Here is a 13879-nt window from a genome sequence, read left to right as displayed (position 1 = left end):
CTTTTGTTGAAGAAGTAAATCCTCTTTAACTTTTGCTATAATAGAAACTTAGATGTTATAAATGATTTAGGTGAACTAAAAATAATGAAATGGCAACAAAGACAAGCAAGTAGTTTAGATCAGGAATTAATTGAAGATTATGGATTAACAGATATTCAAGCTAAGCTTTTCGCATTAAGAGGTATTAATACCGCGGAGAAGTTGGATTTTTGGCTAAATGCAGATGAAAATGATTTGGCCGATCCGTTTTTAATGCACGATATGGAAAAGTCTATTAACCGCATCAATCAGGCAATTGATAATGGTGAAAAAATAACTATCTATGGTGATTATGATGCTGATGGGATCACGGCAACTAGCATCATGATGGATACCTTAGAAATTTTAGGTGCCGATGTTCACTTTTTTATTCCGGATCGTTTTAAAGATGGATACGGTCCAAGTATGAACCGTTACCAAGAGATAGTAGAGGATGGGACTAAATTAATCATTACGGTTGATAATGGGGTAACCGGTGTTGAAGAAGTTAAATATGCCCAGGAACATGGCGTTGACGTAATATTAACTGACCACCATACATTTCAGGATCAAAAACCAGCTGCTTTTAGTACAGTTCACTGTAACTATCCTGGTCAAAAATATCCATTTGATGATTATTGCGGAGCCGGTGTTGCTTATACAATGTGCCGAGCACTAATGCAGGATACAATGCCAGAACTATTAGATTTAGCCATGATTGGAACTATAGGCGATATGGTTAAAGTAACAGGTGAAGGACATATTATCGTTAAGCGTGGCTTAGATATTCTGAACCAAACAGAGCGTCCAGGATTACGAGCTTTAATTAAGCAAGCTGGTTTAACCATGGGACAGATTACAGCCACTGATGTTGGCTTTAATATCGCTCCTAGATTAAATGCTGTGGGTCGTCTGGCAGACGCGAGTTTAGCGGTTGAACTGCTTTTGAGTGATGATGAAGAACAGGCTGAAGAAATAGCAGCGAAAATAGAAGAATTAAATAATGAAAGAAAAGAGCTTACAGCTGAAGTTTATGAAAAATGTTTGGCTCAAGTTGAAGAAAAAGGGTGGCAGCATCGAAATACATTAGTATTATATGATCCTGACTTTCATGAGGGCGTGTTAGGCTTAGTAGCCAATAAAGTTGTTGAGAAGCTTCATAAACCCACGCTTGTTCTTACCAAGGATGAAAATGGTGAATTAAAAGGCTCAGGTCGGTCAAGCGAAGGCTTTAATTTATTTGATGCTTTAGAACCAATGAAAGATGATTTTTTAGATAAATTTGGCGGACATGATTTTGCCTGTGGCTTATCTTTAAAGGTTGATAAACTTGAAGAGTTGCGTTCACGTTTTGAAAAAAGTTTTAAGCCAAGTACGGATCTTGAAGTAAAAGATTTTGATTTTGAATTAAATTTGAGAGAAGTTACACCAGATACATTAACAGAAATTAATTTGGTTGGTCCCTTTGGAACTGGAAATCCTGAGCCCATATTTAGTATCAGCGAACCGCACATCAAGAGCCTATTTAAGATGGGAAAAGATAAGAACCATGTTAAGTTTACTGCAGAAAAAAATAATGGCAAGCTAACAATTGTTGGCTTTAATAAAGGATTTTTGAATCAGAACTTGCTTCCTTTTATCAAAGAATTATATGTAACTTTAGCGCTCAATAGCTGGAAGAATGTTTCGTCTGTTCAAGGAATGCTAGCTGGTATTGAATATGGAGCACCCAAACTAGCTGTTTTTGATCAAGTGATAGACATGAGGCAAGAAGATTATGTGATGGGATTTGCGGATAAGTATTTGATTTTTGATAAAAATACTATTTCTTGGGCTAGAAATGGTTTAGGAATCCCAGAAGAAAAGATTAGTCTTGCTAGAGATTATCATGGAAATTCTGAGGTTGTAGCTTTATTAGATACTCCGCGTAATCAGGTTGAATTAAATACCGCTTTAGAAAATAAATATCATCAGCTCTATCTGCGTTTTTTATTTGATAGATTGCCAATTACTAATTTGCCTAGTAGGGATGCTTTTGGCAAAACATTGAAATATATTTATGCTCACCCCAATCTAACTGTTGAAGATTATCAGGTAGTATCTGTTTATCTCGGCTTAGATTATCAAGCTGTTTTGTTTATTTTAAGAGTGTTCTTTGAATTGCGCTTTGTTTCATTTATTGATGGAAAAATTATTGGCAATAAACGTCCTGAAAGTAAAAAACTAACTGCTTCAAAGTATTTTACCAGTGTAGCATCACAGATTAAATTTAAAAATCAGCTAAAGACAATGCCTAGTGATCAACTAATTAGTTACGTTAAGCAATATTTAAAGTGATCATTACTAGTTATAAATTAATAAAAAGTTCGGTATAAAACTGATTTTAATCTAAAAATTTGGTAAAATATACAGGTCAAAGGCCGTTAGGTCTGATTTTTCAATGAAAGTCTAAAATGGAGGTTTCTCTTTAAATGGCAATTGATTTTAAAGAACACATTGCAAGTGTAAAAGATTTCCCAAATAAGGGAATTATCTTTCGCGATATTACCCCAATTTTGCAAGATGGGAAGCTATATCGAGCTGCTACTCATGAATTAGCTGAATACGCTAAGAGTCGTGGAGCAGAAGTAATTGTTGGTCCTGAAGCTCGTGGATTTATTGTCGGCTGTCCTGTTGCAACAGAATTAGGAATTGGTTTTGTACCGGCTCGTAAGCCTCATAAGTTGCCACGCGAAGTAGAAAGTGCTTCTTATGATTTAGAATACGGTTCAAATGTCTTAGAAATGCATAAAGATGCAATTAAGCCAGGGCAAAAAGTTGTTATTTGCGATGATTTGATGGCTACCGCAGGCACCTTGCACGCAACTAAGGAATTAATTGAAAACTTGGGCGGAGAAGTAGTTGGTGCAGCATTTTATATTGAATTAACTGACTTGAAGGGAAGAGAACAATTCCCTGATTTAGATATTTATTCTCTTGTTAAGTACCACGGTGCATAAGAGTTATTGAGAAGGCCAAATTAAGGCCTTTTTTATTTTGCTCAATTTCAATCAGTTTTGTATTAATTTAATAAAAAGCGCATAATAGTTAATGTTTGTTTGAAAGAGGGAGTGTTTTAGTTTTTTATGAAAAAAGACAAATCCGTCAAAATTGGATTAAAAAGTCTAGTTTTGATGATCTTTTCAGCCATTTTTGGCTTTAGCAATTCATTAACTGCCTATTATCAAATGGGGTATGCAAGTATTGTTTGGTACATTATAACCGCAATTTTATTCTTTTTGCCTTCTGCATTAATTTTTGCAGAATATGGAGCTGCTTTTAAGGGGGGTAAAGGTGGAATTTTTTCTTGGCTTAAAGGATCAGTTAGTGAAAAAACCGCATTTATTGGTACTTTTATTTGGCTAGCTGCTTGGGTTGTTTGGCTGGTGTCGTCGACTCAATTTTTCTTGGTGTCAGTGTCGACTGCAATTTCAGGTCATGATACAACGCAAAGTTGGCATTTTTTAAGTTTGTCATCAACACAATTATTGGGAATTTTAGAAGTAATATTTTTAGTAGTAGTGACTTTTTTTGCAGCTAAAGGTGTCGATAAAATTGCGGCTGTAAGTAATGTTGGTGGCTTTTTTACTTTAGCTATTACCATTGGCTTTACTTTAGTATCTATTTTGGTTTTCTTTTTGAATCATGGACATTTAGCAGAACCGTTGACTACGCAATCACTAGTTCATTCTCCTAATCCAGCTTTTCAATCTCTAATTGCTGTGGTGTCATTCATTGTTTATGCATTATTTGCTTATGGTGGTTTAGAGACCTCAGCAGGAGTAATTGATTCTGTTGATAAACCTGAAAAGACTTTTCCTAAAGCCTTGATCACAGCTATGATCTGGATGACAGCTTTATATGTCTTAAACATTTTAATGTGTGGAGTTGCTGCAAATTGGAGTAGCGAATTAAGTGGCAAAAATGTTGATTTGGCCAATGTGGAATATGTTTTGATTAACAATTTGGGGGTTGAAACAGAAAAGGCTTTCGGACTTTCTCATTCGGTTTCATTGACACTTGGTGCAACATTTTCTCGGTTTGCTGGGTTAGCTGATGTATTGGCTGGAATTTCAGCAGCATTTTTAATGGTTTATTCACCTGTTAAGTCTTTTATTGAAGGCTGTGACCCTAAACTTCTACCTAAAAACTTGGTTAAATTGAATAAACATGGCATGCCAGAACGTTCAATGTGGGTTCAGGCAGTGATTGTTAGTGTTATTATCTTATTTATCTCTTTTGGTGGTAATGCAGCGGGTCAGTTTTATACTATTTTGATGGATATGATGAATGTTTCATCGTCAGCTCCTTACTTATTTTTGATTGGAGCTTATCCTTTCTTTAAGATGAAGCAGGGAATTGATCGTCCATTTGTATTTATTGAGGGAAAAAAGCGTGTCTGGACAGTAACACTTGTGGTTTGGCTTGTGGTTGCAATTGGTATTATCTTTACTTGTGTTGAGCCGCTCTTTACTGGAGATTATGCAACATCCTTCTGGACTGCTATTGGACCAGTAGCCTTTGGAATTATTGCTTGGATATATTATTCATATCAAGAAAGAAAAAGCGTTACTGTAGTTGATGGAGAAGAATAACGAAAAAATAAAAGAAGCTTCTATAGTTTAGAAAACTAGGAGGCTTCTTTTATTTTTACCAGTTTTATAAAATAGGTGATAGCAATCTTGAGAAATACTGTTTGAATTTGCGCCAGTGAGATTGATCATTAAAGTATTTTTTAGTTAATAATGTTGATTCTTTTAGATCTTTTTCAAATATTCCTTTTAATTCAGTTGTAAGAGCAGGATTGTATGTAAAAGCATTTACCTCAAAATTAAGCTGGTAACTCCGAAAATCTTGATTAGCCGAGCCAACGGAAGCAATATTAGAACCACTTACAATGGTTTTAGCATGTATAAAACCATTATCATACTTATAAACTTTTACGCCGTTATTAACCAGGTACTTGGCGTAATATTCAGTTGCTCGATAAACGAAGGGATGATCTGGCATAGATGGAATCATAATTCGAACGTCTACGCCACTTTTTGCAGCAATAATTAAGGCTTCTAAGATTGAGTCACCTGGAATTAAATATGGCGTTTGAATGTAGATGTAGTTTTGGGCTTGCGCAATTATTTCTTCATAGGCACGACGAATACCAAAATTACTGTTATCAGGACCTGAAGAAACAATTTGCATTGGAACTAAGTTCTTAGCTTGAACAACATTTAATCTGAAGTTTTCAATTAAATTATCAACACTATATGTAGAAAGATGAGATTTACGACAACTTGTATTCCAATCCATTGCAAAACGAATTTCCATCAGGAGGGCTGCCTGTCCTGTAACTCGCAAATGCGTATCGCGCCAATGACCGAATTTTTTGCTTCGATCAACATACTGATCCCCAATATTAAAACCACCAATATAACTAATTTGATTATCGATGATAACTAGTTTTCGGTGTAAATGATAATTAGCACGCGGGGTAGTAAAGAAACGATTACCAGCTGTTGAAATAAATGGTTGGGCTTTTCCACCTAGTTGTCGAAGCTTATTGAAAAAGGAGGGCTTTGTACCGCGGGAACCACTAGCATCGTAAAGAACTCGAACTTTAACACCGCGATTAGCAGCTTTTTCTAATGCTTTTAGAACTTGGTTACCTAATTGATCATCATAAAAAGTATAGAATTCAATATTGATGCTACTTTTTGCTTGTTCGATATTTTTAATGAGATTTTGAAATAAAACTTTTCCATCAATAAAAGTTTCTACCTCATTGTTAAAGGTAAGGAGAGCATCGTCATTGTTTAAATTTAATTCAACCAGTCTTCGTGCCCGGGGATTTTGATCTTTATTAGGTAATAGATCATGTAACTTTAATAATTTATTTTGCTCATTTAAAAACTGGTCTCGGAATTTTTGCTGTTCAGCTTTAATTGAAAAAATATCATCATGAGATAGTTGGCGACCAGTAAATAAATATAGAATGAAACCAACATATGGTAAGATCGATAGAATTAAAAGCCAAGCCCAGGTTGAGGCGATATCACGATGGCTGCGAAAAACTGTCCAGATAGCTAAGCCAACATTAATTAACCAAAGTATTTCAATAATGCGTCTGATGATATCCCAGGTTAAAATCATTAAAATCCCTCCAATTGTATAGATAATTAATTCTACCATATCTCGAAATATACAAAATATAGTATTTGTATTTACCAAAGCACTAAATCTATGATAATTTAAGTTATAACGTGCGCAATAGAAAGAAGAAAGACAATGGCAACTTTAGAGCAACCATACTTGGATTTATTAAATAAAATTATGACTGAGGGTCATGATAAGGAAGATAGAACTGGAACGGGGACAAGAAGTTTATTTGGGGCTCAAATGCGGTTTGATTTAAGTGATGGTTTTCCTATTTTAACTACTAAAAGAGTTCCTTTTGGTCTTATTAAAAGTGAATTATTGTGGTTTTTAAGAGGAGACACTAATATTCGATTTTTGTTAGAGCATAATAATCATATTTGGGATGAATGGGCATTTAAGAACTGGGTTGAAAGTGATGAATATCATGGCCCTGATATGACTAATTTTGGGCTCAGAAGTCAAGAGGATGCCAAATTTAAGAAAGTTTATCAAGAAGAAATGAAGAGGTTTGGTGAACGAATCTTAGCTGATCAAGACTTCGCAGCCAAATTTGGTAATCTTGGAGATGTTTATGGCGCTCAATGGCGTCACTGGCAAAAGCGAGAGGGAGGTTTTATTGATCAAATTCAAAATGTGATTGATCAAATTAAAAAGACGCCATACTCAAGAAGATTAATTGTTAGTGCTTGGAATCCAGAAGATGTCCCAAATTCAGCGCTGCCACCTTGTCATGTTTTATTTCAATTTTATGTTAATGATGGTCGTTTAAGTGTTCAGCTTTATCAGAGATCTGGAGATATGTTTTTAGGAGTTCCTTTTAATATTGCTAGCTATTCTTTACTAGTTAATTTAATAGCTCAAGAAACTGGTCTTAAACCTGGTGAATTTATTCATACTTTAGGGGATGCACATATTTATCGGAACCATTTTGATCAAGTAAAGGAATTATTAACTAGAAAACCTTATGATTCACCAAAGCTTTGGTTAAATCCTGATAAGAAAAAGATTGAAGATTTTGAAATGTCAGATATCAAACTTGTTAATTATAAGCATCATGGCACTATTAAAGCACCTGTCGCTGTTTAGTTTATACAATTTATAAGGGAGAGTTGAGAATGATAAGATTTATATGGGCAGAGGATGAAGACGGACATATTGGTTATCAAGGCACCTTGCCCTGGCATTTGCCAGCTGATCTAAGGCATTTTAAGGATTTAACTTCTAATCATGTAATTGTTATGGGAAGACGGACCTTTGAAAGTTTCCCTGGATTATTACCTAAAAGACAGCATATTATTCTCTCGACTAGTCCAACTTTACAGCGTAAATACCAAGATAATGTACACGTCCAAATTTTTTCTCAACTTGAAGAATTAAAGAACTGGATAAAGCATCATAGCAACCAAACAATTGATATTATTGGCGGAAGAAGAGTCTTTGAAGAATTTATGGACGAGGTTGATATTTTAGAAAAGACTAAGATTCACCATGTTTTTAAGGGGGATACTCTGATGCCAGAGATAAATTATGGAGATTTTAAATCAGTTAATTCTGAAATTCATCAAGCAGATGAGAAAAATAAATTTGCATACGATTTTTTAGAATATAAAAGAATAGAAAAATAATAAACTTTATAAAAAGCTAACAATCATTATTTAGTTGTAATAATTGTTAGCTTTTTTGATACATTTAGTTACCGGTAACACTTCATTTTCCGTTGAAAGCATTTTCAACCTCACTTAGTATAAAATATTGAAAGCGCTTGTGCGTTAAATAGCGAGGGAGAAAACTATGAATGAAAATGATAAAGTAGCTGGTTTACCAGAACTTGCTAAAAGTGTGATTTGGATGATTAATTTTGGGTATTTAGGTATCCAAATTGCTTTTACACTTGAAACATCACAAATGAGTCGTATTTTTCAAACTTTGGGTGCGGATCCTACGAAGTTAGGTTGGTTTTTCATTTTACCGCCTTTGGCTGGTTTAGTTGTTCAACCAGCCATTGGATCACTTTCTGATAAAACTTGGGCACCTAAGCTTGGCGGAAGAAGATTACCGTATTTATTAATTGGAATGATTTTTGCGGTAATTATGATGCTACTGCTACCAAATATCGGAAGTTTTGGTTTAGGTTATGGATCGGTTGAAGCCTTGGTATTTGGTGCTATTGCAATTGCTATTTTAGATGTATCTGCAAATATGGCTATGCAACCCTTCAAAATGATGATTGGTGATATGGTTAATGACGAACAAAAATCATATGCATATGGCATTCAAAGTATGCTTTCGAATTCTGGTGCAGTAATCGCAGCATTTTTTCCATTTCTATTGACTATTCTTGGAGTTGCTAATACTGCTAAAAAGGGTGTAGTACCACAATCAGTTGTAATTTCTTTTTATGTAGGTGACGTAATCCTTGTTATTACTAGCTTGTTAACAGTAACAAAGGTGCATGAATATGATCCTAGAACTTATGCACGTTATCATGGTATTAATGAAGAAGATAATAAAAAAGATGGAAATTGGTTTGTCTTATTAAAAAAAGCACCGAAAGTCTTCTGGGAAGTTTCATTAGTCCAATTATTTTGCTGGTTCTCATTTCAATATTTATCAACTTATGCTACAGGTGCAATCGCAGCTAATGTATGGAAGGCATTTGACCCCAGCCTCTGCTGGTTATCAGCTTGCAGGCAACTGGTTTGGCGTTTTGACTGCTGTGCAATCAATTGCTGCAGTAATTTGGTCATATATTTTGGCAAAAGTACCAAATAATCATCATAAGTTGGGGTATGGAATTAGTTTATTATTTGGAGCTGTGGGATATGGCTCGATCTTTTTTATTAAATCTCAAAATTTACTTATCTTGTCATTTATTTTAATTGGAATTTCTTGGGCAGCAATGAATACTTATCCTTTGACGCTGGTTTCAAATGCCTTATCTGGCAAACATATGGGGACATACTTGGGTCTATTTAACTGTTCAATTTGTTTACCGCAAATTATTGCTTCATTGTTGAGTTTCATCTTATTTCCACTCTTAAAATGTTCAATGCCTGCAATGATGCTAACGGCAGGAATTTCCGGGATTTTAGCGGCAATTTCTGTTTTATTTATTAAGGAAACGTATCGAAATTAATTTATTTAATAATATTCATTAAAAATTCCATCTTAGCGAACAAAAAGAAGCAGACTACTTTCAAAATAGTAGTCTGCTTCTTTTAATTATTTATTTTTCATAATTGGTTGATAGAACAAATCAATTACGATAGCGGCGATTAAAGCTACAATTATTGTTAATCCAAGATTGGTAAAGTTGATTGTCATCGCTAAGCCTAATAGTGCGAGTGTAAAAGTTAATAAAACATCAATAATTTGAACAATTGCAACTGATTTTGATGGAGCTGATTGCCAGAAAAATTTTCTAGTCCTAGTGATTAAGACAATTAACATTGCACTTAAAACGAGGTAAACATAAACCATTGTTGATACTGTTCCTTGAGCATAATTGTGAGAAACCAGATACCAAACAAAATCAAAACCGATCACAGTCCAACCAGCTGCCAGGGAGAAAGCAATTTTGGCTAATTTAAGCATATTCCAGCTTTCCGGCTTATAAGTGATATGCGTGTTATCGGTACCAATCATCATCGTTACCATATTATTCATGATAGTGTAAATAACCATTGCATTTAAGGCCATTGGGATGTAGTTGAAACATAAGTAGCCAAATGTTAGAAGCATAGTTAATTCTGCTGTACGAGATAATTTGGTTAAAGACCAAGTCGTCATTCTTTGATAAACGCGATGTCCAGCATCTAAGATTTTAACAATTGGAGTAAGACCATCTTCTAGAAGCACCATCTTACCACTGCGTTTTGCAACGTCAGCGGCATTTGAAACGGCGATTCCAACTTCAGCTTGTTTTAAGGCTGGTGCATCATTAACACCGTCCCCAGTCATTCCAACAATATAACCATCTTCCTGGAAAAGTTTAACCATTTTTAATTTATCTTCAGGTAGCACATCAGCGATTCCTGCTAAATCATTAACATCAGTTTTATCATTAAAATCGTGAATTGAAATTACTTTTCCGGTTAAGCCAACTTCTTTTGCAACTGCTTCAGCAGTTCTGCGATTATCTCCAGTCAGCATAATTGGCTTGATCCCACGCTTCTTAAGCTCTTCTAAAGCCTTCTTTGAATCTGATCTGACTTTGTCGCGTAAAATAAATACACCGGAGAGTTTATCGTTAATTAAAACAGCAACTGAGCGTCCCGCTGTGAAATCAATGTTTTTTGCCTCTTGATCAGCATTTTTATCAATTAAAGATAGCTGCTTAAAAGAACCTAATTTAATATTGTAGTTTTTAACTTCAGCCATCGAATAGCCAGTATTGGAAGTAAAAGGCGTAAAAGAGTTAGGTATATCAGGAGTAATTCCTTTTTCTGTCAGATAGTCGTTAATAGCTGTATCGATAATGCTTGGGCTACGCTTATCTATTGCAGCTCCAACTAAAGCTAAAACCTCTTTATTTTGAAGTTTGCTTAAATTATCCCATTGAGAAACAGCGGTTTTATTTTCGGTGATAGTTCCAGTTTTATCAAGTAAAAGCAAGTTTAAGTTAGCAGCGTCTTGAATTCCTGTTAAGTCTGAAGTTAGAACACCTTCTTTGCTAAGGCGCGTAGCTTCAAAGGAGTTAGATAAGGCAAAAGTAGATGGCATTGCAACCGGGATAGAAGCGATGAACATCATGGCCAAGAATGGCAACATTTCAATGACATTTTGTCCCCTAATTAAAGCAGCAATTACTAAAATTAAGGTTAAAACTCCATCTAATAAACAAAGGTAGTAAATAATTCTTGTAAGAAGTTGTTGCAAGTGACCTGGAGCTGCAGAATTATTAATTAAGTTAATAGTTTTACCTGAGCGAGAATTACTTCCAGTTGCAATTACTGTCGCAAGCGCATCACCATCAACTACAGTAGTTCCAGCATAGGCAGTTTTGCCAACAGATTTTTTTATAGCTTTTGACTCGCCTGTGATAGAGCTTTCATCAACTGTAATTTGACCTTGGACAATTTTTACATCAGCGGCCAAAACATCTCCGCGTTTTAAACTAATTAAGTCTCCCGCAGCTAAAAACTTTGAATTAATCTGCTTCCATTTCCCATTTCGTTTTACTGAAACAGTAGGAGTTAATTCGTGAGAAATTGTATTTAAAACTCGACGAGATTTTTTCTTTTGAGTTGCACCATTAAAAGCAGCAAACAAAAGCATCAGTAAAACAAATAGGGACTGAATCCACTTGCCCAAAATGCATTCTAAGATTAGGGCGGCTTCTAAGATCCAAGCAGATAAGTTCCATAATTTTGACATGAATTCTTTAAAGAAATTAAATTCAGGTTCAGGTACTTCATTGAGACCGTCTTTTTTTAGACGCTCTTTTGCTTGGGCGTCAGTCAGTCCATTTAAGTCTTTATTTTCCATGAAAATCCTCCATTAAATCTTTATTTCCTAAAGTATTTTAGCGCAGTTCTTGCTATTAAGAAAATATCAAATTAAGATATAAGATATTAAAAAAATAGATATCAATTAAGAAGATGAACGATAATGAATCTAAAACAATTAAAATATTTTTTAGTGGTAGCTGAAGAAAGACAGATTACATCGGCTGCTAAAAAATTATTTATTGCTCAACCACCATTGAGTTATCAATTGAAACAATTAGAAAAAGAAATTGGGGCACAACTTTTTATTAGAAATGCTCATGGGATGGAATTAACTGAAGAGGGGAAGGCTTTTCAAAAGTATGCTGAAAAAATTGTTGACCTTAGCTTAACTGCGACAAGTCAGATAAGGCAAATTAAAACAGGTGAATTAGGTAAAATTCGAATTGGAGTTATTTCTTCTTGCGGAGGAGTTGTTCCGAATAAGCAATTTAAGAAATTAATTGAATATTACCCCAATGTATCTTTTGAAATACATGAAGCAAATACCTTTGGAATTATTGAACAATTGCAAGATGGAATTATTGATTTAGGAATTGTAAGAAGTCCGTTTAACCTTGAAGGATTGAATTTTAAAGATTTTCATCAAGAGCCGATGGTTGCAGTTACAAATAATAATGACTTTGATAGAGGAAAGATTGAACATTTAAGTCAATTAAAAGGTAAGCCAATTATTTTATATCGTCGTTTTCAGGAAATATTCAATCGGAGTTTTCGTCATCAAGGGATTCGACCTTTCTATGCAGTAACTTGCGATGATGCCCGAACGGCAATTCACTGGGCTGATGAAGGCTTAGGAATTGCTTTAGTTCCCCAATCAATAGCGCAGACATACGCAAAAAGTAGTATTGTTTCAATTAAACATGCGCACTGGGTTACTCATTTAAATATTGTATGGCGTAAGGATAGACAAGTTACACCGTTAATGGAAAAAATTATTGAAATGTTTTAACCAAAAAAGCCAACCGAAACGGTTGGCTAGAAATTTAATTGCTTTTAATAATTTTATGGTTTAGGTAACGCTCAATAGCCTGGCGCATTAATTTTATTTTGCGGGGCTTGTAAATAATTATCTTTGCCATAATATGAGTCCTTTCATTGTCAATCAGTATATTTTTAAGATACATGAAAAATATGAAAGAATAGTGACTTTTTGAAGACAAATTTTAGAATTGGGATTTTTTTATTTACCATTTATTTCTTAATTGCTATAATAAAAACGTTGCAATTGGAGAGTTGGCAGAGTGGTAATGCACCGGACTCGAAATCCGGCGAACCGGCTTATACCGGCGCGCAGGTTCAAATCCTGTACTCTCCTTAACTTCATATAGCCTAGCGGTATATTAGTATTATTTAATATTGATATACCGCTATTTTTATCTTAATTTGTTAAATAAATTTTAAAAACATATGTCTTTTATTTATTTGCTGTTACAATGAGCATTAGCACATTTGATTGAGGTTAGATAAAAGTGAAGTTACATTGTTTAATTCAATTAATGATTTCAGCGATAATTCTGTTAGGATTAATATTTAATATTAGAAATTCACGTCTCTTTAATTTCTATGATCATTTATTGCACCATAAGCTTGTTAGAAATAGAGATAGCAAGATTTGGAAGATTATTACGATTTTAAATGAGCCTAAGGTGATTGTAGTTTGGGATTTTTTGCTAGCTGGACTTTTAGTTTTGCTTAATCATCCTTGGCTGGCAGTTTGGTCACTTGGCACTTTAGCAGTAACCGATGCAGTTGGAATTTTTTTGAAGCATTCAGTAAAAAGACAAAGACCTCTATCGATGAAAACATATCGAGATGGATATAGCTTTCCAAGCGGTCATGTTTTAAGTGCAACAATAATGTCATTAATGCTCTGGCAAATTTTTGGACATACTATGGGTATTTGGTTGTTAATCATTTTGATAACTGCTTGGGGATTAGTAGTTATATCACGCTTAAACATGCGAGCACATTATCCATCTGATGTTTTAGGAGCGACTAGTTTAGCTCTATTTTGTTTTACAATTGCACAACAACTTTTGGGATTGGCCTTTTAAAAGGTCAATCTTTTTTTGCAAAAAAATAATTGCCTTCTTTAGTTTACATACTCACAAAGTTGCTTTAAAATAAATCTGTAGTCAAAAGGGCTATGCCTAAAAGCG

Annotated in this window: 9 protein-coding genes, 1 tRNA gene and 1 pseudogene; 9 read left to right on the top strand and 2 right to left on the bottom strand. The window is 34.5% G+C overall.

Features of this window, described 5'->3' with window-relative positions:
- Positions 1-84: 84 nt before the first annotated feature.
- The 3 genes from recJ (at position 85) to yjeM (ending at position 4652) form a co-directional block, all read left to right on the top strand.
- Complete coding sequence (gene recJ / locus AB5359_RS03575; RefSeq protein WP_048686785.1) at positions 85-2355, top strand: single-stranded-DNA-specific exonuclease RecJ; 2271 nt, start codon at positions 85-87, stop codon at positions 2353-2355.
- A 134-nt stretch (positions 2356-2489) separates the two neighbouring features.
- A complete protein-coding gene (locus tag AB5359_RS03570) occupies positions 2490-3017 on the top strand; it encodes an adenine phosphoribosyltransferase (protein WP_003647467.1) in 528 nt (175 codons plus the stop codon).
- Positions 3018-3143: 126 nt separating this feature from the next.
- Positions 3144-4652, top strand: coding sequence for a glutamate/gamma-aminobutyrate family transporter YjeM (gene yjeM / locus AB5359_RS03565; protein WP_368280056.1), 1509 nt, complete (start codon positions 3144-3146; stop codon positions 4650-4652).
- 64 nt (positions 4653-4716) lie between these two features.
- On the opposite strand, the gene cls is transcribed toward yjeM, so the two are convergent.
- On the bottom strand, positions 4717-6204 hold the full coding sequence (gene cls, locus AB5359_RS03560) for a cardiolipin synthase (RefSeq protein ID WP_368280058.1): 1488 nt from the start codon (positions 6202-6204) through the stop codon (positions 4717-4719).
- Positions 6205-6339: 135 nt separating this feature from the next.
- Here cls and AB5359_RS03555 point away from each other — a divergent pair, with 135 nt between their 5' ends.
- The 3 genes and pseudogenes from AB5359_RS03555 (at position 6340) to AB5359_RS03545 (ending at position 9346) form a co-directional block, all read left to right on the top strand.
- Positions 6340-7296 carry a thymidylate synthase gene (locus AB5359_RS03555; RefSeq protein WP_048686790.1) on the top strand — a complete coding sequence of 319 codons (957 nt, stop codon included), beginning with the start codon at positions 6340-6342 and terminating at the stop codon, positions 7294-7296.
- A gap of 29 nt (positions 7297-7325) precedes the next feature.
- Positions 7326-7835, top strand: a complete 510-nt coding sequence (locus AB5359_RS03550; RefSeq protein ID WP_003649012.1) for a dihydrofolate reductase — start codon at positions 7326-7328, stop codon at positions 7833-7835.
- 166 nt (positions 7836-8001) lie between these two features.
- Positions 8002-9346 (top strand): annotated as a pseudogene (locus AB5359_RS03545) (SLC45 family MFS transporter).
- 86 nt (positions 9347-9432) lie between these two features.
- Here AB5359_RS03545 and AB5359_RS03540 read toward each other — a convergent pair.
- Complete coding sequence (locus AB5359_RS03540) at positions 9433-11697, bottom strand: HAD-IC family P-type ATPase (protein ID WP_048686793.1); 2265 nt, start codon at positions 11695-11697, stop codon at positions 9433-9435.
- Positions 11698-11820: 123 nt separating this feature from the next.
- On the opposite strand from AB5359_RS03540, the gene AB5359_RS03535 reads away from it, so the two are divergent.
- The 3 genes from AB5359_RS03535 (at position 11821) to AB5359_RS03525 (ending at position 13774) form a co-directional block, all read left to right on the top strand.
- Positions 11821-12669, top strand: a complete 849-nt coding sequence (locus AB5359_RS03535) for a LysR family transcriptional regulator (protein ID WP_048686795.1) — start codon at positions 11821-11823, stop codon at positions 12667-12669.
- Between the two features lie 278 nt (positions 12670-12947).
- A tRNA-Ser gene (locus tag AB5359_RS03530) sits at positions 12948-13035 on the top strand.
- A 154-nt stretch (positions 13036-13189) separates the two neighbouring features.
- Complete coding sequence (locus AB5359_RS03525; RefSeq protein ID WP_077410339.1) at positions 13190-13774, top strand: phosphatase PAP2 family protein; 585 nt, start codon at positions 13190-13192, stop codon at positions 13772-13774.
- Positions 13775-13879 lie beyond the last annotated feature (105 nt).

The organism is Lactobacillus sp. RTP31084st1_F9_RTP31084_210423, from assembly GCF_040919545.1.
Lineage (GTDB): Bacteria > Bacillota > Bacilli > Lactobacillales > Lactobacillaceae > Lactobacillus > Lactobacillus paragasseri.
This window is presented reverse-complemented; position numbering and strand designations above follow the sequence as displayed.